20 protein-coding genes, 1 tRNA gene and 2 pseudogenes are annotated in these 21,582 nt (G+C 57.6%); 4 read left to right on the forward strand and 19 right to left on the reverse strand.

What is annotated here, in order from left to right; translation table 11 throughout:
- Window positions 1-126: 126 nt before the first annotated feature.
- Window positions 127-1,557 (forward strand): annotated as a pseudogene (locus tag JN756_RS22605) (IS1182 family transposase).
- Between the two features lie 229 nt (window positions 1,558-1,786).
- On the opposite strand, the gene JN756_RS22610 reads toward JN756_RS22605, so the two are convergent.
- The 12 genes from JN756_RS22610 to JN756_RS22660 all read right to left on the reverse strand — a co-directional run bounded on the left by JN756_RS22610 (window position 1,787) and on the right by JN756_RS22660 (window position 11,160).
- The gene (locus tag JN756_RS22610; RefSeq protein WP_201021402.1) at window positions 1,787-2,182 is read right to left on the reverse strand and encodes a single-stranded DNA-binding protein; all 396 of its coding nucleotides are present in this window, start codon (window positions 2,180-2,182) and stop codon (window positions 1,787-1,789) included.
- Window positions 2,183-2,184: 2 nt separating this feature from the next.
- Window positions 2,185-2,757, reverse strand: a complete 573-nt coding sequence (locus tag JN756_RS22615) for a DUF3158 family protein (protein ID WP_201021403.1) — start codon at window positions 2,755-2,757, stop codon at window positions 2,185-2,187.
- Window positions 2,758-2,761: 4 nt separating this feature from the next.
- Window positions 2,762-3,535, reverse strand: coding sequence for a PFL_4669 family integrating conjugative element protein (locus JN756_RS22620; protein ID WP_201021404.1), 774 nt, complete (start codon window positions 3,533-3,535; stop codon window positions 2,762-2,764).
- A 239-nt stretch (window positions 3,536-3,774) separates the two neighbouring features.
- A complete protein-coding gene (locus JN756_RS22625; protein ID WP_268933211.1) occupies window positions 3,775-5,082 on the reverse strand; it encodes an STY4528 family pathogenicity island replication protein in 1,308 nt (435 codons plus the stop codon).
- Window positions 5,082-5,669: an STY4526/YPO1902 family pathogenicity island replication protein gene (locus JN756_RS22630; RefSeq protein ID WP_236255054.1), complete on the reverse strand. Its 588-nt coding sequence runs from the start codon at window positions 5,667-5,669 to the stop codon at window positions 5,082-5,084. The genes JN756_RS22625 and JN756_RS22630 overlap by 1 nt, the downstream gene beginning before the upstream one ends.
- Window positions 5,656-6,795 carry a hypothetical protein gene (locus tag JN756_RS22635; protein ID WP_328804352.1) on the reverse strand — a complete coding sequence of 380 codons (1,140 nt, stop codon included), beginning with the start codon at window positions 6,793-6,795 and terminating at the stop codon, window positions 5,656-5,658. Before JN756_RS22635 ends, JN756_RS22630 begins: the two co-directional genes overlap by 14 nt.
- A gap of 27 nt (window positions 6,796-6,822) precedes the next feature.
- Window positions 6,823-7,383 (reverse strand): ParB family protein, encoded by a 561-nt coding sequence (locus JN756_RS32245; RefSeq protein ID WP_328804353.1) that lies wholly within the window; start codon window positions 7,381-7,383, stop codon window positions 6,823-6,825.
- 27 nt (window positions 7,384-7,410) lie between these two features.
- Window positions 7,411-7,770, reverse strand: coding sequence for a hypothetical protein (locus JN756_RS22640; protein WP_201021406.1), 360 nt, complete (start codon window positions 7,768-7,770; stop codon window positions 7,411-7,413).
- Window positions 7,770-9,110 (reverse strand): replicative DNA helicase, encoded by a 1,341-nt coding sequence (gene dnaB / locus JN756_RS22645; protein ID WP_201021407.1) that lies wholly within the window; start codon window positions 9,108-9,110, stop codon window positions 7,770-7,772. The genes JN756_RS22640 and dnaB overlap by 1 nt, the downstream gene beginning before the upstream one ends.
- A complete protein-coding gene (locus JN756_RS22650; RefSeq protein WP_201021408.1) occupies window positions 9,107-9,994 on the reverse strand; it encodes a ParA family protein in 888 nt (295 codons plus the stop codon). Before JN756_RS22650 ends, dnaB begins: the two co-directional genes overlap by 4 nt.
- Before the next feature lie 122 nt (window positions 9,995-10,116).
- A tRNA-Asn gene (locus JN756_RS22655) sits at window positions 10,117-10,192 on the reverse strand.
- Window positions 10,193-10,275: 83 nt separating this feature from the next.
- The gene (locus JN756_RS22660) at window positions 10,276-11,160 is read right to left on the reverse strand and encodes a LysR family transcriptional regulator (protein WP_046382593.1); all 885 of its coding nucleotides are present in this window, start codon (window positions 11,158-11,160) and stop codon (window positions 10,276-10,278) included.
- A gap of 101 nt (window positions 11,161-11,261) precedes the next feature.
- Between JN756_RS22660 and lldD the strand changes: the two genes are divergently transcribed.
- Window positions 11,262-12,404 (forward strand): FMN-dependent L-lactate dehydrogenase LldD, encoded by a 1,143-nt coding sequence (gene lldD / locus JN756_RS22665; protein ID WP_046382592.1) that lies wholly within the window; start codon window positions 11,262-11,264, stop codon window positions 12,402-12,404.
- Between the two features lie 304 nt (window positions 12,405-12,708).
- Entirely contained in the window at window positions 12,709-13,635 is a 927-nt protein-coding gene (locus tag JN756_RS22670; protein ID WP_046382591.1) for a GGDEF domain-containing protein, read from the forward strand.
- Window positions 13,636-13,656: 21 nt separating this feature from the next.
- On the opposite strand, the gene JN756_RS22675 is transcribed toward JN756_RS22670, so the two are convergent.
- From JN756_RS22675 to trhO, 5 genes are all read right to left on the reverse strand, one after another.
- Window positions 13,657-14,427, reverse strand: a complete 771-nt coding sequence (locus tag JN756_RS22675; protein WP_186352193.1) for an iron-containing redox enzyme family protein — start codon at window positions 14,425-14,427, stop codon at window positions 13,657-13,659.
- 78 nt (window positions 14,428-14,505) lie between these two features.
- On the reverse strand, window positions 14,506-16,968 hold the full coding sequence (locus JN756_RS22680; RefSeq protein ID WP_169865548.1) for an EAL domain-containing protein: 2,463 nt from the start codon (window positions 16,966-16,968) through the stop codon (window positions 14,506-14,508).
- Between the two features lie 71 nt (window positions 16,969-17,039).
- Window positions 17,040-18,857, reverse strand: coding sequence for an ABC transporter ATP-binding protein (locus JN756_RS22685; protein ID WP_201021409.1), 1,818 nt, complete (start codon window positions 18,855-18,857; stop codon window positions 17,040-17,042).
- Window positions 18,850-19,452, reverse strand: coding sequence for a DsbA family protein (locus JN756_RS22690; protein WP_169881343.1), 603 nt, complete (start codon window positions 19,450-19,452; stop codon window positions 18,850-18,852). The genes JN756_RS22685 and JN756_RS22690 overlap by 8 nt, the downstream gene beginning before the upstream one ends.
- Before the next feature lie 36 nt (window positions 19,453-19,488).
- Window positions 19,489-20,430, reverse strand: coding sequence for an oxygen-dependent tRNA uridine(34) hydroxylase TrhO (gene trhO, locus JN756_RS22695; RefSeq protein ID WP_017845867.1), 942 nt, complete (start codon window positions 20,428-20,430; stop codon window positions 19,489-19,491).
- Between the two features lie 86 nt (window positions 20,431-20,516).
- Between trhO and JN756_RS22700 the strand changes: the two are divergent.
- A pseudogene (locus tag JN756_RS22700) lies at window positions 20,517-20,639 on the forward strand (outer membrane lipoprotein carrier protein LolA); the annotation flags it as partial.
- A gap of 17 nt (window positions 20,640-20,656) precedes the next feature.
- Here JN756_RS22700 and JN756_RS22705 read toward each other — a convergent pair.
- Together JN756_RS22705 and JN756_RS22710 are read right to left on the reverse strand one after the other, a co-directional pair.
- Window positions 20,657-20,950 (reverse strand): BolA family protein, encoded by a 294-nt coding sequence (locus tag JN756_RS22705; protein WP_026139887.1) that lies wholly within the window; start codon window positions 20,948-20,950, stop codon window positions 20,657-20,659.
- Between the two features lie 6 nt (window positions 20,951-20,956).
- A complete protein-coding gene (locus tag JN756_RS22710; protein WP_010567461.1) occupies window positions 20,957-21,475 on the reverse strand; it encodes a DUF2059 domain-containing protein in 519 nt (172 codons plus the stop codon).
- Window positions 21,476-21,582: the final 107 nt, after the last annotated feature.

Here is a 21,582-nt window from a genome sequence, read left to right on the forward strand (position 1 = left end):
CCCTGACCTGAATTGCCACCACATTTCGCAAACACACCTGAAGGACCGCAATTGGCCCAGAGTGGGTAAAAACGCTTTCGCAAACCCTTGCTATGATTTCTGAGGATTTCATCGCAGGGATCGCCCATGAAACGCTTTATCCAAGGTGAACATCGAGGCCAAGGAACCTTCCTTCCGGAGAGCCTCGACGATTACGTCACGGATACCAATCCGGTGCGCGTAGTCGACGTCTTTGTCGACGAACTCGACCTGGTCAATCTGGGTTTTGAAGGTGCCATTCCAGCCGATACTGGCCGGCCTGCTTACCACCCCGCGATCTTGCTGAAGATCTACATCTACGGCTATCTCAACCGCATCAAGTCGAGCCGACGTTTGGAGCGAGAAGCTCAACGCAACGTCGAGCTGATGTGGTTGACCGGGCGTTTGATGCCGGATTTCAAGACCATCGCCAACTTCCGAAAAGACAACAGCAAGGCCATCCGAGGCGTCTGTCGCCAGTTCGTCGTGCTGTGTCAGCAATTGGGGCTGTTCGGAGAACATCTGGTCGCCATCGATGGCAGCAAATTCAAAGCAGTCAACAACCGCGACCGCAATTTCACCTGCGCCAAACTGAAGCGGCGCATGGAAGAAATTGAATCGAGTATCAATCGTTACCTGGCGGCACTTGATGCTGCCGATCGGCAAGAACCAACAGCTTCCGAGCCCAGCGCCGTGCGGCTGGAAGAGAAAATCGCCAAGCTGAAAACTCAAATGAAGGAGCTTCAGGCGATTGAAATCCAGCTCAACGAATCCCCGGATAAACAGGTATCACTGACCGATCCAGACGCCCGTTCCATGATGACGCGCGGCACTGGAATCGTCGGTTACAACGTGCAGACAGCGGTCGATACCAGGAACTATTTGATAGTTGCGCATGAGGTGACCAACGTCGGTTCCGACCGCGATAAACTCAGCTCGATGGCCTAGCAAGCCCGCGAGGCGATGGCATCAGATACGTTGTCGGTAGTGGCTGATCGAGGTTACTTCAAAAGCGAAGAGATCCTGGCTTGTCACAATGCAGGCATCACTGCCTATGTGCCCAAGCCGATGACCTCTGGAGCCAAAGCGGACGGGCGTTTCAATAACGATGCTTTCATCTACGACGCGGCAAAAAACGAATACATTTGCCCGGCGGGAGAAGCACTGATCTGGCGCTATACCAGCGTTGAAAAAGGCCTGACGCTGCACCGTTACTGGAGTTCGAAATGCAGGGGCTGCGCAATGAAACCGCAGTGCACGCCGAGCACGGAACGGCGGGGTCGACGCTGGGAGCCTGAAGCCATACTGGAGGAAATGCAGAACAGACTGAGCAACACGCCGGACATGATGCGAGTCCGCAAGCGTACGGTCGAGCATCCCTTCGGGACACTCAAACAATGGATGGGCGCCACGCATTTCCTGACACGAAAGCTGAACGGAGTAAGTGCGGAGATGAGTTTGAACGTCCTCGCCTACAACTTGAAGCGGGTCATGAAAATTCTCGGTACCAGCGGTTTAATGAAGGCGCTGTCGGCCTGAAGAGGTCTGTATTTTGGCCACCCAGCAAGGTAGAAGCGGCGCTGAGGGCTCCCAGGCCCTAGTGATGATCCGCAGGACTTGTTGCGAGCAATTACTCAGCTAACAACCGTCGGCGCTGCGCGCCGACAGTGCATCAGCGCGTTTTTACACACTCTGGGCCGACTGCAGCCCTTTGTGAAGAGCAGCAATCGGGTCGAAGGCAGAAACTGCGTAACAGCCAAAACTTTTTTTAAACTACGTCTTCAGAAGGTGCATGGTCGTTCGATCTCACCATCAAACTCTGAAGACGGTTCGGCAAAATCCCCACCCGGCTAGCCTGCACCTTCATCGCACTGCACTCCTCGCCACTGTCATCCTCCCACTTGTCCATGACCATGCGACCTATCACCAGCACCCGCATGCTTTTACTGTAAAGCTCCGAGTAGCGCTCTGCATCTTTATGCCAAAGCTCCACGTTCGCCCAGAAACCACCACGATCTTCATACTCTCCATCACCCTTAGGCACCGGGTTGTCAAAGTAGACGTTGAGTCTGAGCAGTCGCCTGGGTTCTTTGTTGCCGTTCGCAAACTCCCTGAACTCGGGCTTCGTGCCGATGTTCCCCTCGCCCCAAAACTTGGTGGCCATGTTCATACCTCCGTTGTATTGCTTGAGACCTGCTGAGAAATTCGCTGCTGATAAATCTGTTCGGCAACTCGGATTTTGGAAGCACACAAAAACGCCTGTCGGCTGATACTGTGGATTAAGCTGATCTGCATGTTGATCGTTATGCGCTGAAGCTCCATGGCGTAAAGATCCGGAACCAGGCTGATCGGCGTCTTGTCATTGCCTAACAGGTCAGCCCATAGATCGACTCCCATCTTGCTGCGATCCATTCGGCTCCAGCGCAGAAATACCGTGCCCGCTCCAGTCGACTGCCGTGTCATACGAATGGGGAGCAACGTGAACGGATAACGTTCAGCCTGAGCCAGCACGTCATCGGTAGCTAACTGAATCAGGCTGCTCATGAGCCGACTGCACACGTCACCAAATTGGATGAGCTCCCCCTTACCCTTAAAAGGCTTTAAAAGCCCTTTAAGGAAGGCAGCGTGTTCTATCGATGAGAAGGCACTCTGTTGCAGCGGCTGGAAGGCAATGTGTTTCGCATCTACCGTCGATTCGGCAGCAGTGACAGCGCCGGTGGCATCTTCGGAATGAACCATCGACTCATCCTCCAACCGCTTCTGTTGGCATTATGGTTTCCACTGGAGCGATGCTGAGTGGGCTATCCGGATCGTCATCTGGATCATCGTCCTGCCCTTCTTCCCGTGGTCGACGCTGGTATATCGGAGGCGCAAACTCACAGCGGCGTATCCCTTCCAGGACGTCCTGTGGCAGCTCTCCATACCTCTCTCGAGCCTCCCGGGCGACCGCATTGTTCGTCACAAAGTCATCACGCGTGGCGCCCGAGACTTTGTATTGTTGGGCCAACCCAAAGAGACTACGCAGCACGTACCCCCCGGCGTTGATCCAGACTTCCATGTCTCGCCGGCCCATCAACGCTGTGTGGTGGGCCAGCAGCAACCGACGAACCATGTCGTCATAGGCGATGAGGAGGTATACAGCCAAAAAGCCAAACGGAGAGTTGATGTAGACCGGAAGCGTGACCGGGTGAACGTTGAGGTTCTCCCCCACACTCAATGCTTCAGGCAGACTGTTCATGGACTGGTCCAACCGGGCTTTTATTTCTCCCAGTTCGGATTTTGAAGACTCAAGTTTTTCATGAATTCGGATCAGCCAGAAGTCTGCATAAGGGTCATCCTGCTCCGCCGCGCGCTTCATTCTGTTCATCAAGCTGACAAAGCCACTCAACCCAATAATGCCGTTTTTGCCATTCCCTGCAGGTCTACCATGCCAGACACGGGCCGCATGATGGGTATGGAGAGTGAGCTTCATGGCACTGCGCAACGGGCCAAGATTTAGTTGAACAAGGTCAGACATGGATTGCTCCTGCAAGTAGATGTCACTGCATCAGTGTTGCGGGGAACAAGATCGTCGTCAGTCCGGAAACAGATTCGTAGACGGGCTGTTTTGAGAGCGCCTCCCAAGCTGAGGGAATGGTCCAACAAACCCAGCGAGCTGATTCCACTGGAATCAAAGAAGCGGTCTGCCAGCATGATTCCAGTGGAATCAGCATGCTGCTCGGACAAGAGTGATTCCACTGGAATCACTCCACTCACCTATGGTCTTGGTCCAGACCTCAGGAGCTCCATAATCGCGTTCATACCTTCACGACCCGCCAGAAGGCTCTCAGACGTCGGTTTGTCGCGCTGTATCAACGTCTCAGATAGGTGCGGTACTCGAGCCGACACGGCGCTCCCTGACCCGCTGCGAGCATTGGGAGGTCTATTACCGCCACCGTTGTCACTGCCTTGATTGAACTCACCGCGTTGAGCCTTCTGGATCATGCCGAATAGGTATCCCGCAGGGTTGCGCACCTCCGCACTGACGCACCTTGCAGCCCACTGATCCAGCACTTTTTGCTGCAACCCAGGCTGAATTGATCCAAGCGCTACCATGACGGTACGCCGCTGCTCTGAGGCAAGCTGGAGGAGTTGCTCGGGTAATCGCAGATCCTCGCGCGCCCGCGGTACTGTGTTTTTACAAACATCTGTATGAGTATTAGTACTAGATGAGTTCGGATTCCGAACTAGGCTCACGACACAAGCTTTTCGGCTGAGTTCGGAATCCGAACTCGGTCCAACGTGACTCCGAACTGGGGTCTTTTCACTGAGTTCGGATTCGTTTCTACTGAGTACGGATTCACTTGCCCCAGCTTGAGCAATTGTAGCGTTGGTCCACCCCTGCCCCACCATTCGCTGCTGCAGCTTCTCAAGATGTGAAGGCAGGGCGTTCTCGCGAAGGTAGGGGTCAGTTGCTAGCTCCTCAAAGACATGGGCTGCAACGTCCCGGATCGACTTGTTTGAGTGGCCTACGCATTCCGCTATCAACTCCAGGTAACCACTGTCCAACAAGACTGCTTCAGCAATGCTCACTGGCTCATCGTGCAGTAGGTAAATATTGCCCTTCATTTGCCCTGTGGACTCATCGCGCACTCGTCCTCCAAGACTGAGCCAGCGAGTCATGCGCAAGGCCGTCAGGGCTTTGGCCACAGTTTCTCTGGACGCCAACTTAAAGGGTGTGGATGCCAAATAAGGACGTAGTTGCTCGTAGGTAGGGAAGGACGTCAGGCCATCATCATTGAGCAGCAAGCGAAAGACCTGCCAGGCATTACGCTCCAATGGGGTAAGGCGGTTATCCAGCAACAGCCTCCTTGGCACTGCCTCATGTGGATTACCGGTGAAGATAATCCCGGTTCTCTCCGTATCCAAAATAGGCGTGAGCGGCCGTGTCGACGGCCTCTCACTTTTCGCCGCCGCATGCTTATCAGTTCGAGTCTCGCTGAGTGCCGCGCTGGCCGAGTCGAGCAAAGCATTTAGCGCATCAAGGTTCCCTGGGTTGAACCGGGAGTTGCCTCCTCCTCTCATCACACCAAATCCTGCGCAATCCAGCTCTGAATGGCGCTCCAGATGATCGCGAGATTCAGACTGCGCTCACGCTCAGCCATCAACATTGCTACATCAAGAATAGATCGAGGATTCCCCAGATTGGTGCCCAGCTCTTTAGTAAGGCTTACCCAATGCTTCCAAAGAATTGCCTCATCCTCAGGACCAACATGAGGCCATCGCCCCCTACGATGTGGCACGCCCAGAATCTCCCGCCTGATTGCTGACTCCTTAGGCGGGAGCCCGAAGAGCTCAAGAATCATTGGAGAACTTGCCCCAAGGGATATCGCACGATTGATCAGTTCATCTTCGTCAGTGTTTTTTGCGTGTGCGAGTACTCGTCTCACTGCAACACCGTCCACCACAACTTTGAACCAAGGTACCGGTGAGTTAACCAGCGCCCCCATGCAAAGCGGGTCAATGAGCGTCTTCAGGTCGTTTTCTTCAAAACCCATAGCCAGACAACTGCGCAACTGGCCATTTTTGATGTTGTTCAAAATCTGAAAGGCGACTGCCAGATTTAAGGGATGCACAGAAACCTCCACCACTCCGTGGTTATTGGATGACATCGCAAAAAGACTGCTTGGATTCCAACTCAATGAGCCGACGCCCCAGGCGTATGACTCTAAATAGCTTGACCAGGGCAACATCACTCAGCCGACCAGCTAGAGAGGCCGGTTGATCTTTCAAGGGGGAACCGCCGAGCAGGAGTTGCCCCAACTCGGCGAGAAAGCGATAGCTATTCATCTCAGGCCCCGGATCTACTGCTTGCTCCCGAAGCAGCTTCAAAGCCGGAGCGAAACGCCCACTCAACCCATCCAGAAGATTGAGGACCGTGTAGGCCTCAGGACTGAGGGCCATGGGAGTTTCAGAAAAGAGGTCGTTACCCCAATCAGTTGGTCGAGCGCATAGAAAGCCAATACCCCAATCACTCTGGGTGAAGTATTCATGAGGAAGCGACACTTCAGTTGCTATGTCCTGTACCAGGCCGAAAATGGCCTGGCGCAACGAATCAGGCGAGTCAACAGCACGCTCGATGTACCAAAGGTCAGCGACCGGATGAAGCCCACCCGCCTGGATGGGAATGGACTGAAGGCAAGAGTCCTCGAAATGCGGAATCGCTTCACCAGTCGCTTGCGCCAACTGATGTTTGATAGCCTGAGTCCGCGTTGTAACTCCTGCAATAGGGGAAAGCGTATTGGACTGCATACGCGCTTGTTGCTCATCCTCATGAAGCATGAACACAGGCTCATCCGGTTGTGCCAACTCATCAGGTGCGTTTTGCCCCAATCCATCGCTGTCCGATACTTGCTGAGGTCGCTGTGCGAGTGGAGCGACGGCATGAACCTGAGGAGTCAGATCGCGGCCGCGGAGGGCAGGTTCAGGCCGCTCGATCGGATATGAACGATCTGGCTCGAGCACATCCAGCTTCAAACTGTTGTAGTCCTGCCCCAACAGCTGCCCCATTTTATGGAGCAGTTCATCCTGGAAACGCTCGTAACTAAACTCGCCTTGGTCGAAGAGAGAAAGCACCTCTTGGAACAGATGCTCATGTTCAATTTCTTGAGGTGTTGCCCCAGCATGCTTAAGCCAAGCCTTTTCGCTCGAACGGCGCAAACTCGTTAGTTTTTCGATCTGAGGTTTACCAAGCCCGGCATATAAAGCGTTAGGGATTGCTGGCAAGAGATAACGCACCGCATCCTGCATTTTGCTGATATGCGGCTAAGAGATTGGGTAACCATCCTGCTTCAGAAGCCTCGCCAACTCTCTTTGGGAGATCTGTGTATCGGCCTCAAGCTGATAAAACTCCCGCGCGCGCTCCACTCCCAGAGCTCGCTCTATGAAGGTCAATTCACCATGGAGATCGCTTTCGGCTAGGTGCCCAGTAAGAGCAACAATTTCCCCGCGGCTAGGCCAAGGCCTGAACAAGCAGTGAATGCGAAAGAAGCGTTCCTCTCCGGTCTCTCGCCATAATTCATTGAGAATAGCCAGGCGTGTGTTGCCGCCATTGCGGATGATGAAATGCTCCTCACCCTCCCGACGTGTTACCGGAGGTGGAGCGTCCAAGCCTCGACTCTGAATTGAGGCACGAAGGTCATCGTAACGAGGGTTCCGGTTCAACCTGGGGTTGTGGTCATATGGCCTGAGCTGGTCCAACGTCAGGACCATTGGAGTGTCAACAATTGGATCAGACAGACGACCTACCAGCGGTGCGTTGTTCGTAAAAGCGCCCTGCAGCAGCTTCCCTTTAATTTGGTCCGTCGACATAAGCTTAGCGGCCATTAGCTCACCTCCATGATCAGCATGACGTCACTCATGGTTGTGCCCTTCTATGGCGGGTAACTCAGAGCAGCGTTCGGGCAACTGGACATGCACTATCTCCACCCCCTTCCACCCATCAGTGCGACAGGCCAAGGCATACAGAAAGTCGCGGCTGTCCATCAGTTCCTTGCTAACGCGGAACACCACCGTACAGGTGTCGTCGTAGTTGTCTTCGCGCCCCAGAATCATCAGCGCATCTTCCACGCTGTAACTGCCACACTCAGGGCAGATATCTATATCGACTTCTCCATCAGGCAAAGACTCGCCAGCAAATCTCTTAACGGACACGTGAAGCAGAAATTCTGCGCCGCAGTCACAGCAGCGTCCTCGTTGGTTGAACACCCCCATCACTGTGCCCCCCGCTGATCCAGGGACAAGTTTGAAAAGCGTGTCTGCTCAGGAGTGAAAGCGACTCGAACGGTGCCGGTAGGACCGTTGCGATGCTTGCCGAAAATGAGCTCTGCCACCCCGCAGTCACTTGTTTCGGGGTGATAAACCTCATCGCGGTAGATGAACATGATGACGTCACCGTCTTGCTCAATCGCACCTGACTCGCGAAGATCACCATTGAAGGGGCGCTTATCAGCTCGCTGCTCTACCGAGCGGTTGAGTTGCGACAATGCGATAACAGGGCAATTGAACTCCTTGGCCAGAGCTTTCAACGACGCGGTGATACCGGCGATCTCAAGGTTGCGATTTTCCTTCCCATCCAGCCGCATCAATTGGAGATAGTCGACCATGATCAGACGAGGCATGCCCGAACGCCGTGCCGCGCGCCGCACCTTTGACCTTAACGCTGACGGGGTGAGACTAGAGGTGTCATCAATAATGAGTCGCTCACCGTAACTATTGATGCGGCCGACTGCCGCTATCACCTTAGGCCAATCTTCATCACGCAACTGACCGCGCATCAAATCCGCCAAGTTGAGCTGGCCCAGGATCGCGATTAAGCGAAACATCAACGCATGAGCAGGCATCTCCTGACTGTAGATCTGAACCGTATTGGTTGGTTTCTGCTGGAGGGCGGCGTCCACCACGCTGAGCGCGAGGCTGGTTTTACCCATGGAAGGACGTGCCGCGATGATGATCAAGTCAGCATCTTGAAACCCACCTGTAACCTGATCCATTGCGTCCAGCCCACTAGGGATACCGGTGATGCTGTCGCCCTCGTTGAAGTGGTAATCGATCCTCTCAACCACCTCCATTAACGTCTGCTTCACATCAACAAAATCACTCCGCCCCCTGTCCTGCCCCAGCAAGAAGAGTTTCTGTTCAATAAGCTCCTGGACCTCAGCACTCTTGGCTTGGTTTGAGGAAGCTTCACGGCTGCATTCGTATCCGAGCATGACCAACCGTCGGAGATGGGAACGCTCATGAACGATGGCGGCGTAGGTCGAGATATTGGCAACCGAAGGAGTGTTCTTGGCTAACTCTCCTAGGTAGCTCAGGCCTCCTACTTCATCTGGCTCATCCAATGACTCTAGGACGGTGACCACATCAATCGGCGAGCCGCGCACAGCAAGCTTCTGGATCGCCTGGTAAATCAGACGATGGTCACGCCTGAAAAAATCGTCTGCGGTAATGACGTCTGCAACGAGATCCCACGCGGAGTTGTCGAGCATCAGGCCACCGATAACACCTTGCTCAGCCTCAACTGAATGAGGTGGGGCTAAATCAAGCACGCTCATACTGCCGCTCTCCCCAGGGGCGCCCTCTTCGATAGCAACGATACGTTCTGGCTCAGCCGCTCCTCACTCAGCGCCTCGAACTTCAAACGCCATTCGGGGAACAGCTCCATGGAGAGGTCTTTGATGACCTTGAAAGCCGTTGGTGAACGGCGGTGTGTGGGCAGCCGATATTCCAATCGGTGGGCGGGAGTACCTTCAGTGGCGGCACGACGAAAACTTACCGCCGCAGGGATTGTTGTGCGAACCATCTGAACCTGGGGATGGTCCGAAAAGGTCTCGGCTAAAGATTGATAAATCAGGTTTGCATCATTCGTTGCGTCAAGCTTGTTAATCACCACATTCAGAGGTGGCGTCACAGCACCAAGCGCTGCCAGTGGCTCAAGATCCCGGTAAAGCTGGAGCATCCCGCGGTGAAACTCTCGAGCAGTCAACATATCCGGCGTGATGGGAGAAATAGCCATTTGGGCGCCCAATAGCGCCATCTCCAAGAGGATGGAGCGCGCGCCCTGGGTGTCGATCAAAATCAAATCAAAGTCGCCCTCAAATGCCGGCATCAAATTTTTGAGACGAAGACGGCCGTCAGCTGCGTGCAAAAGCAGATTGCTCAACTGGTTGAAAGGGTCATTTGAGTGAATCAGCGAGAGATTAGGAATGCAGGTGTGGGAGATGACTTGGTCGGCCCGGGTCTCATTATTCGCGATCAGTTGATAGGTACCGCCTGGCGCTTCATGCAATAGCGCGTAGAACGACGACAGCGATGGCTGGTTATCAAGATCAATAAGTAGGGTTCGAAGACCTGCATCGGCGCAGAACGCGCCTAGATTGGCGCCTACTGTGGTTTTACCCGGCCCGCCCTTGGTTGAAACGATTGCTGCGATTTTCATACTGCTTGCCTCTGAATCGAAGGATTAGAGGCAGCTTCAAAAAAGTCAGGCTATAAGATGGCGCTCAGGAAAACCGCCCTGAACGAAAAAAGCCTGCATCTCTGCAGGCTTTTCTCAATGTCTGGCTCCACGACCTGGACTCGAACCAGGGACCCAATGATTAACAGTCATTTGCTCTACCAACTGAGCTATCGCGGAATTCACCGTATGTTACTGATTAAAAAGGACAAGTCAAGCACTACCTGGCATTGCCGAACGCAATCGGATAACCCGTTCGGCTTTTACCCTGCGTGGGCCATTTCCTTGGCCAGGTCCAGCCAGGCGCGCGCTGCGGGTGGCAGGTGGGCGCTGGCGCGCCAGGCCAGGGCGATGTGCCAGTCGGTGTGGGGTTCGTCCAAGGGGATCAGGGCGATGCCGGCGTGCTGGTGCTTGTGCGCGAGCATGCGTGGCAGGAAGGCGACGCCCAGCCCTGCCGCCACCAGGTCGACGATGAAGTCGATCTGCCCACTACGGGCGGTGACGCGGGGCGTCACGCCCTTGCGTTCGCAGGCGGCGAGGATTAATGCGTTCAGGGCAAAACCGGCTTCGAACAGGATGAACGGTGAATCCGCGAGGTCGGTGAAGTCGATGCGCTTGCGCCGCGCCAGCGCATGGCTCATGGGCAGCACGGCCATCAGCGGCTCATTGCGCACGGGCTGGTAGTCGAAGCCATCGTCTACCGGCAGCAACAGGGCCGCCAGGTCGACCTCCCCGGCTTCCAGGCATTCATGCAGTTTTTTGCTGCCGTGCTCGGTGAGTTCGATATCGATGTCCGGGTAGCGGTTGCGGTAGGTGGCGAACATAGACGCGAACAACACGCCGCATCCCACCGGCGGCAGGCCGATGCGCAGCACGCCGCGCTTGAGGTCGCGCAGGTCGTTGATCTCGGCGACCAGATCGCTGCGTTCGGCGAGCAGCACCAGGGCGCGACGGTAGGCAATTTCGCCTGCGGCGGTAAGTTCGTTCTTGTGTCCAAGACGATTAAGCAGCGGCGCGCCCAGTTCTTCTTCCAGGGTCTTGACGGCCTTGCTCACCGTCGACTGGGTCAGCGACACCACCTGCGCCGCCTGGGAAAACCCGCCCTGGCGCACCACCTCAACGAAGACACGCAGTGTTCTCAGGTTCATCGGTATTCCTTTTTCGACTGGGCACTAACGATAAAAGTTGTTTTTATCATGCCAGAAGTTTGCTTACCGTAACCCCCCTTTGCCCTGTGGAGTCACTGCTCATGATCATTTCGTCGGCATCCGATTACCGTGCCGCCGCCAAGCGCAAGCTGCCGCGCTTCCTGTTCGACTACATCGACGGTGGCGCCTACGCCGAACACACGATGCGTGCCAACAGTTCGGACCTGGCCGAGATCAGCCTGCGCCAACGCATTCTGCGCAACGTGGATAGCCTGAGCTTGAAGACCACGCTGTTCGGTCAGGAACATGCCATGCCGATCATCCTCAGCCCCGTTGGCTTGACCGGTATGTACGCACGGCGCGGCGAGGTGCAGGCGGCCAAGGCGGCGGCCAACAAGGGGATTCCCTTCTGTCTGTCGACGGTGTCGGTGTGTTCGATCGAGGAAGTGGCGTCGCAAAGCGCGCAGTCGATCTGGTTCCAGCTCTATGTGCTCAAGGACCGCGGCTTTATGCGTAACGCGCTGGAACGGGCGCAGGCCGCCGGGGTGACGACGCTGGTGTTCACCGTCGATATGCCGACGCCGGGCGCGCGTTATCGTGATGCACACTCGGGCATGTCCGGGCCGTATGCCTCGGCGCGCCGGATGCTGCAGGCCGTCACCAAGCCACAATGGGCCTGGGATGTCGGCGTGCTGGGCCGCCCACACGACCTGGGCAATATCTCCAAGTACCTGGGCAAGCCCACCACCCTCGAAGATTACGTCGGTTGGCTGGCCAACAACTTCGACCCGTCGATCAGTTGGAAAGACTTGGAGTGGATACGCGAGTTCTGGAAAGGCCCGATGATCATCAAGGGCATCCTCGACCCGCAGGACGCCAAGGACGCAGTGAGCTTCGGCGCCGATGGCATCGTGGTCTCCAACCATGGCGGCCGCCAGTTGGACGGCGTGCTCTCCACCGCCAAGGCACTGCCGCCCATTGCCCAGGCAGTCGGCGATGACCTGACGGTGCTGGTGGACTCCGGCATCCGCTCCGGGCTCGACGTGGTACGCATGCTCGCCCTGGGCGCCAAGGCATGCCTGTTGGGACGTTCGACCGCCTATGCGTTGGCCGCCGATGGCCAGCACGGGGTGGAAAACCTGTTGGATATCTTCGCCAAGGAAATGCGTGTGGCCATGACGCTGACCGGCGTGACGTCGATCGAGCAGATCGACGCCACCACGCTGGTTCAGTACGGCGGGTAAAACCGCCGTCACCTGCCAAATAACTGACATCCTTTCGCCATGGCTGTTTTTGACCCCATAAACAGCCTTTGATTTATAAGGATTTTATTCAAAATAAAACAAAGTGGCATGAATCTCGCTCTAGCCCTTTCAAGCAGGTTAAGCGATGACAAGACGTGTGGCAGTGCCCAAGGGTTATAACCCCTGGCAAAGCGGTTTAAACTGTTTCCAATGTTTTACGGAACTGAAGGAACAGTAAGACGCTTGGCACTCGCCACTCTCATCGAGCCTGTAAGACAGCTAAGTGCTTAGAGGCCGACTGCTTATGAAAAACCCGCCCCAGCTCCACGCAATTGACTTCGACAGTGCCAAATTGCAACGCCTGGGCTTTAGTCAGTCATCCCCTCTCTCGCACCGCCCCACCACGGTTGCTCAACTGCGCCAACAACTGGGCCTGCAACTGCAGACCAGCCTGGAACCGCAATGCATCCTCGGTCTGTTCTTTCGCGAGATCCAGCGCCTGGTGCCCCTGGACGCTCTGCACTACAGCCATCAGGCCAGTGACCTGCGCCTGGAATTCGGCCATCGCGGCCATCATTCGGTGAGCTACGCCTTGAGCCATGAAGGCGAACATCTGGGCGAACTGGTATTCCGTCGCAACCAACGTTTGATGGAAGAAGAACTGAGTCAACTCGAATCACTGCTGGCCACCCTGCTCTACCCGATGCGTAACGCCCTGCTCTATCGCGCCGCGACCCGCAGCGCCCTGCGTGACCCGTTGACCGAAACCGGCAACCGCATCGCCATGGACCAGACCCTGCAGCGGGAAATCGACATGGCGCGGCGACACTCGACCCCGTTGTCCCTGCTGATGCTCGACATCGATCACTTCAAACGCATCAACGACACTCACGGCCACGCGGCCGGCGACAAGGTACTGCGCGCCGTGGCTGCGTCGATCAAGGGCCAGTTGCGCAATGTGGACATGGTGTTCCGCTTTGGCGGGGAAGAATTCCTGATCCTGCTCTCCAACACCGGCCGGGATGCGGCGGCGGTCGTCGGCGAGCGCCTGCGCCAGGCGACACAGGCCCAGGAATATTGGGCGGATGACATACGCATCGATCTGACGGTGAGCCTGGGCTGCTCGACGTTGTTGCCTGCCGAGTCTGCCGAAAGCCTGTTGCGTCGGGCCGACAGCGCCTTGTATGTGGCCAAGCGCGAAGGTCGCAACCGCTTGGCAATGGCGGGGTAAACCCCCGCCACGCGTTTCACATCACGCTTCGCTGGCGACGCGCACCAGGCGCTCGCGAACAGGTGCTGCCGCCGGTTTGTCTTTCTCCAGGCGCATGCAGTTTTCCAGGAACAGGTACATGTAGTTGTAGCTCTTGCACACGGCCTGGCGCAGCTCTGCCTGCAGTTGTCGGCTGGGGTTCGTACCGGCCAGGGTGCAGACGATTTCCAGCGCTTCCCAAGGGTGGGCATCGTCGTACTGAGCATGCATCTTCAGCCACTTCATCGCGCGCTTGCGGTCTTCCTCGGGGAAGGCTGCCGCATAAACGCCGGTGGAGCACACCAACGCGGACCACTCCCCCGTCGCGCCCTCGATGGCGTAGTTGGTGGCGGCGATCGCAACGATCAACGAATCGGCCGAACTGGTGTGCCAGCACCAATGGCTCAGTGCATGCAATTCCGGGGGTACGTTCTGTGCTTGCAGGTCTTCGAGGCTGACGCCGTGGGCGCGGGCCCAATGCAGCCAGTAATCGGCGTGGTTCAATTCCACCCGAATATTGCGCATCAGCCAACGCCGCGCCATATCCTCGCCAGGATGACGGGCAAACTTGGTCTTGGTGAGGTTCTGTGCCATATACAAGGCAAACTGTTCGACCACCGGCCAGCCACCGATCAGGTATTGGCGCATGGTCTTGGCGCTCAGCGTGTTATCACGCATGCGCTGATACAGTTCGTGTTCGACAACTCGGCGCTTGCTCTCGCTACAGTCCTGGATCAATTGCTGAGCCCAGGTGGGGTAACTCGAGGCTTCCATAAGCGGGCCGGTTCGGTTGAAGGTGTCGATCACTGTAAGGCTCCTTTTTAAGTGTGATTGTACAGACCAGCAAATGTTTCAGCGGAATGTGCCGGGCGCCTTGAATAACAGAGGCTGCGGCCGCACAGGTCGACACTGCAAACTATCAAAGGTAAACAATTGCGGGCGTTCAATCACATAGCCCTGAGCGTAATCCACACCAATCTCAAGCAATGCCTGTTCGATGTGCGGCGTTTCAACAAACTCAGCAATTGTGCGCTTACCCATGACGTGGCCGATGTGGTTGATCACTTCGACCATGGCGCGGTTAATCGGGTCGTCCAGCATATCCTTTACGAAACTTCCATCGATCTTCAGGAAGTCTACAGGTAAATGTTTCAGATAAGCGAATGAGGACATTCCGGCGCAGAAGTCATCCAGTGAGAAATGGCAACCTAAGGCTTTGAGTTCATTAATAAAGCGAATCGCACTGCCCAAATTGGCAATAGCGCAGGTCTCAGTTATTTCAAAACAAATCATTTCTGGCGGAACACTGTAAGCCGCGAACTTCTCGCGTAAAAAACCGAGAAAAGCGTCATCACCAATCGTTATGCCTGACAGATTAATCGCACACATTGCCATGGGCCGGCCCGGACGCTCATGCATGCAACGGGCAATCAGGTTGAACACGTTGTCCACCACCCAGCGATCCAGGGAACTCATCAACCCGTAACGTTCGGCGGCCGGAATGAAACTGTCGGGCAGAATGATGCGGCCGGCCTCGTCATGCAGGCGCAGGAGGATTTCAATGTGCCCATTGTCGGCGTCGGTGTGCCCCAGGGGCGCGATTTCCTGGGAGTACAGGCAAAAACGGTTTTCTTCCAGGGCCATGTGCAGGCGCTGCACCCAGGCCATCTCGCCAAAGCGCAAGGACAGCTCGGAGTCGTCCGCGTGGTAGACCTGCACGCGGTTGCGGCCCTTTTCCTTGGCCATATAGCAGGCCATGTCGGCGGCGCGCAGCGACGTTTCCAGGGTGGTCGGCACCTGGGAGATATGCACCAGGCCAATGCTGACGGTGGTCATGAACGGCCGGCCCTTCCACACGAAATGCAGGTTCTGCACCGTGTGGCGCAGGCTTTCGGCGATTTTTTCCGCCACCGACGCCGGGCAGTTCTCCAACAGGATGCCGAACTCGTCGCCCCCCAGTCGCGCCAGGGTGTCACCTTCACGCAGATCCGATTGCAGCAGTGCGCAGATATGCCGCAACAGCTCGTCGCCTGCCGCATGGCCGCAGGTGTCGTTGACCAGCTTGAACTGGTCCAGGTCGAGGAACATCAAGGCATGCCGCCCGCTGTGCTCACGCGCGACCTGTTGCAGCACCTGTTCCAGGCGGAACTCGAACTCGCGACGGTTGGCCAGGCCGGTCAACGCGTCATGGGTCGCTTGCCACGACAGGTTGGCGATGTACTGACGTTCCTGGGTCATGTCGTGCAGCACCAGCACCGCGCCGCTGACTTTGCCGGCGCTGCGGATCGGCGCGCCCACCAGGGTCACCGAAACGGTGCTGCCGTCCAGGCGCTGGATGGTTTTGGAGTGTTCGCTGCCGCCGCTCAAGCGGCCCTTGGTGATGTGCTCGATCAGCGCAAAACCATCGGGCTGAGCATTTTCATCCAGCAGGTTGAACAGTGCCGCCAGGGGCAGGCCCTGGGCATGGGCCGACGTCCAGCGCGTCAGGGCCTCGGCGGCCGGGTTCATGTAGGCAATGGCGCCATCGACATCGGTGGTGATCACCCCATCGCCGATCGACTCCAGGGTGATCTGTGCCCGCTCCTTCTCCACTTGCAGGGCATCGGCGAACGCGTGCCGCTGCGCCAACAACTTGTGGGTACGCAGCAGCGCCAGGGCGATCAGGCACAAGGCCGTGGCCAGGTTGGTGATCAGCAACAGCCGCAGGACGACGCGCGAGCCTTCACCCAAGGCATCGCTGAACGCCTTGGCCGCCGGCGTCACGCCGTCGTTGATGGCAAAGATATGCGCCTTCCATTGCCGCACATCGTCGTCATGGACCTGACCCGCGGTGATCGCCCGGTGCATCGACCGGGCCAGATCATCCAGCTGGACCAGGTAGCCATCGCCCACGGTCCACAGTTCGATGGCTTTCTCCAGGTAGCTGAAATGGCGAAAGTTGAGGTACAGCCAGATCACGCTGGAGACGTCGTCCGGGTGGTTGCCACCCTTGATGATCCCCTGGCGCGCCGCCTTGAGGTCGGGGGCGGGACGGTCCAGGGCGACACGCAGTTCATGCCCGCCCTGGGGCACGGCAATGGCTTGCTGGTATTTGAGGTAGGTGGCTTCGTCGCGATTATCGGCGTACAGCGTCAGATAGTAGATGGCGTCTTTCTGGCCCTTGGACCACAGGCTTTCGCCGCCCACATAGACGCGCACCGCTGAAAGCACATACAGACTGACACAGCCTAATAATGCCTGGAACAATACGACGGCAATAAAGGGCCAGACAATGCCCAACAACCTTGGCGTTCCGAGAGTCCGCTTCTGCTTCATGAAGTCCCTTGCACATGCACAGCTGAATACGCACGCGAACATCCGCTCCTAATAGCACAGCGTAGGCTAAATCAACGCACTTGTTGCAAGTGCCCGTAAAGTTTGGCGTACAAGCCACCCTCCGCGATCAGTTGCTGATGGTCGCCGTCCTCGGCGATATGCCCACCGTCGAACACCAGCACCCGATCAGCTTGTTTCACCGCCGAAAGCCGATGGGCAATGATCAGTGTAGTCCGCCCACTGAGAAACCGCGCCAACGCCTGGTGCAGGTTGTACTCGGTGGCGGCGTCCAGGGCCGAGGTTGCCTCATCCAGGATCACCACCTTCGGCTCGGCCAAGACCATGCGCGCAATCGCCAGGCGTTGGCGCTGGCCGCCGGAAAAGCGCACGCCAGAGCGCCCCACCACACTGTCCAGGCCCAGGGGCAACGCCTTGACGGTCGCCTCCAACTGGGCGGTTTCCAGGGCCTGCCAACACGCCTGGTCACTGCGGTTGCGGCCCATGGTCAGGTTGGCACGCACGGTATCGTTGAACAGCGCGGGGTGTTGCAGCACCACCGCGACGTGCTCGCGGATAGTCTCCAGGCCGATTTCCTGCTGGGTTGCACCACCGAAACGAATACTGCCGGCCTGCGGTGTGTACAGCCCCAGCAGCAGTTGCACCAGGGTACTTTTACCGCCGCCGCTGGCGCCGACAATCGCGACCTTCTCACCGGGTTCGATGCTGAGGTTCAACTGGTCGAGCACCCGCTCTTCGCCATAGCCGAACGTCAGGCCACGCACGTCGATGCCGACCGTTTCGCGCCCAGTGAACGGGTCTGCGCCGCCGACATATTGCGGCTCATCGGCACGGGCGAGCAGCTCGTTGATCCGCGTCAGCGCCCCGCCCGCCGCGTAGTAGGCATATTGCAGGTTCAACAACTGCTCCACCGGGCCGATCATGAACCACAGGTAGCTGAACACGGCGAGCATCTGACCGATGGACAGGTCGGAAAACAGCACGGTGAGCATGGCCGCCGCGCGAAAAATATCGATGCCGAACTGGAACAGCAAACCGCTGGCGCGGCTGGAGGCGTCGGTTTTCCATTGGGAGTGGATCGCATAGTCACGCACTTCCTGGGCGCGCTGGCCGAGGCGCCCGAGGAAAAAGCCCTGGCGATTGCCGGCACGCACTTCCTGGATGGCGTCGAGGGTTTCGGTCAACGCCTGGGTGAAGCGCGAGGTGCTGTCGTTTTCCAGTTTTTTCAGGTGTTTGACGCGCTTGCCCAACTGCACCGTGGCATAGATCACCAGCGGGTTGAACAGCAGGATCAGCAACGCCAGTTGCCAGTGCATCCACACCAGAATCGCCGAGGTGCCGACCAGGGTCAGCATGGCCACCAGGAAACGGCTGAGGGTTTCGCCGACGAATTTGTCCAGCGTGTCCAGGTCGGTGACCAGGTGCGTGGTGACGGTGCCGCTGCCGAGGCTTTCGTACTCGCCGAGGGAAATACGCTTGAGCCGCTCGATCAGGCGCACGCGGATGCGGTAGACGATGTCCTTGGCCAGCCGCGCAAACAAGCGCGCCTGCACCACGTTGAACACCAGCGCACCACAGCGCAGGGCCAGCGTCACCAGCAGCATCAGGCCGATATAACCGGCGGCTTTCTGCCAGCCCAGGGGCAGCGCGTGGTTCATTACCTTGAGCGCGGCATCGCCATGGCCCAGCAGTACTTCGTCGACCAGCAAGGGCAACAACAGGGGGATGGGCACGCTGCACAGGGTCGCCAGTACGGCGACACCATTGGCGATCCACAGGGATTTCTTGTGACGCAAAGCCAGGCGGCGGATTTCCGCCCAGGTCAGTCGATCGACGCGGTGGGAGGGCTCTGTGTCAGGCTGATCAGGCACAGGCGGCTCGCTCCAGCCAGCGGCCGAGCAGCGGCGACAGCTCGGACAGCGGCTGGTAGCCATTGGTCAGCAAGGCCAACTGGCCATTGCGCTCGGCCAGCAACGTCGGAAAACCGGCGATCCCCAAATCCTGCACCCAGGTGAAATCGGCGGCGGTGGCGGCGTGCTGCTCAGCGCGGTCAAACGCCCCGGCGAACTCGATACGCGGTATGCCGGCTTTTTCCGCCAGCTCCACCAGAATACTGGCGAGGGTCACGTCGCGCCCCTCGACATAAAACGCATGCTGGATCAGCCCCAGCAGCTTCCACGCGCAATCCGGCGCCAGGCTGCGCGCGGTGACGATGGCGCGGCACGCCGGCTCAGTGTCGTAGACAAAACCGTCGGGCAGCGCGCCCTCATGCTTGAACGTCTGCCCGGTAGCGTCGGTGACCGCCTGCCAGTGTTCCAGGATATAGCGCCGGGTCGACGGGTCCAGCGCCGCGCCGCTGCCGGTGCGCAAGCCGCCCACCACCAGGTGCAACTCCACGCCGGCCGCCTGGGCCTGCTCGACCAACGCCTCGGCCACCGGAGCAAAGCCCCAGCACCAGGAACACATCGGGTCCATTATGTAGAGCAGGCGCGCGGACATGGTTCAGGCCTCGGAAGGGGTTTGCTTGTAGTTGTAGCCAATCGGGTGCGGCATATTGCGAGCCTTGGCCAATTCAATCTGCTTTTGCCGGTCGATCGCGCTGCGACGGGTTTTCTCCGGCAGCTTATCCCAGCAATGCGGGCAACTGATGCCCGCCACGTAGTGCTCGGATGCGCGGTCTTCCACACTAACCGGTGTGCGACAGGCATGACATTGATCGTAGTCGCCTTCGCTCAAGTCGTGGCGCACAGTGACGCGGTTGTCGAACACAAAGCAGTCGCCCTGCCATTTGGTCTCGGCCTGCGGCACCTCTTCGAGGTACTTCAGGATGCCGCCCTTGAGGTGGTAAACCTCATCGAAGCCTTCGCTGAGCATATAGCTGGAGGCCTTCTCGCAACGAATGCCGCCGGTGCAGAACATGGCGACTTTCTTGTGCTTGGCCGGGTCGAAGTTGGCTTTGATGTAGTCGGGAAATTCGCGAAAACTGGTGGTTTTCGGGTCGATCGCGCCTTCAAAGGTGCCGATGGACACTTCATAGTCGTTACGCGTATCGATCAACAGCACTTGCGGGTCGCTGATCAGCGCGTTCCAGTCCTGCGGCTCGACATAGGTACCGACTTTTTTGTTCGGGTCGACGCCTTCGACGCCCAGGGTCACGATCTCTTTCTTGAGCTTGACCTTGGTGCGATAGAACGGCTGCTCGTCGCAGTACGACTCTTTGTGGTCGATATCGACCATGCGCGGGTCGTTCTTCAGCCAGGCCATCAAGCCATCAATGCCTTCGCGGCTGCCGGAAACGGTGCCGTTGATGCCTTCTTCGGCGATCAGCAAGGTGCCTTTGATGCCGTTGTCGACCATCGCCTGCAGCAAGGGCTCGCGCAGGGCGACGTAATCTTCGAGGGTGACGAACTTATACAGTGCCGCCACGACAATCGGTTGAGTCATGGGTGTTCTCTCCAGGTGGCTACCCTCGTAAGGGGTGAACCGGATGCAAAAAAAACGCGCCGGCTAAGCGGCGCGTTGCGGATTCTATCAGGGATGAACCGTTAACTGTAGGAGCGAGCTTGCTCGCGAAGGTCGTGAACGATGACACGGATAACCTGACGCCCAGCGGCGCTCTGAGTTTTTTCGCGAGCAAGCTCGCTCCTACAGTAGATTCAACATCAACCCGTCAATGGCCGCCCGCGCAGGTCGGCGAGGCCGGGGCTGCGTCGGTTTTCGCCCATTCCTCAGGCGTATAGGTATGCAGCGCCAGCGCATGAAACTCGCTCATCAGGTCACCCAGGGTGGCGTAGACCTTCTGGTGGCGCTTGACGCGGTTAAGCCCTTCGAACTGCTGGCTGACCAGCACGGCCTTGAAGTGGGTCTGCAACCCACGGCTGTGCATGTGGCTTTCGTCCAGCACGCTCAGGTGGTCCGGGCCCAGGGCGGCAAGCGCCGTTTCGATACGCTGTTGCATGGTCATTCCTGCTTACTTCTTCTTGGCCGGTGCGGCGGCTTTAGGTGTCAGCTCGTTGGTCATGTCTTCCAACAGCTTGTTCACCACCGGCACGGCGCTTTCCAGCTTGGCCTGGGTCATCTGGGCCGATTGCTGGGTCAGTTGCGGCATTTTTTCCAGGACTTTCTTGCCCAGCGGCGACTGGTAGAAGGCAACCAGATCCTTGAGTTCGGATTCGCTGAAGTTGCTGGTGTAGAGCTTGACCATGTCCGGTTTCAGTTTTGGCCAGCCGATGGCCTGGTCCAGGGCGGCGTTGGCCTTGGCCTGGTAGCTGTCCAGTACGGACTGCTTGGCGGCAGGCGCTTTGGTCTGTTCGAAACGCTGGGCGAACATTTGCTGCACTTGCATGTACACCGGGGTCCCCAGCTTGTCAGCGTGGGCCAGGGTAAGGAAGGCTTCGGCACTGGCGTTGTGGCTGGCGGTATCGGCAAAAACCTGGCCGCTGGCGCAAACCAGAGCAACCGCGGTACAGATGGCACGAAGACGAGTCATCGAGTTTCCTTTTCTAGCAGGCGAGGTAAGACCCCAAGGGCGCCCATTCTGCGCCTAAAAAACGCCATGGCTCAACCCCACCCCTTGTCAGGCATGGATTTGCGGTG

The sequence above is a fragment of the Pseudomonas sp. Y39-6 genome (genome assembly GCF_023651955.1).
GTDB classification, from domain to species: Bacteria; Pseudomonadota; Gammaproteobacteria; order Pseudomonadales; family Pseudomonadaceae; genus Aquipseudomonas; species Aquipseudomonas veronii.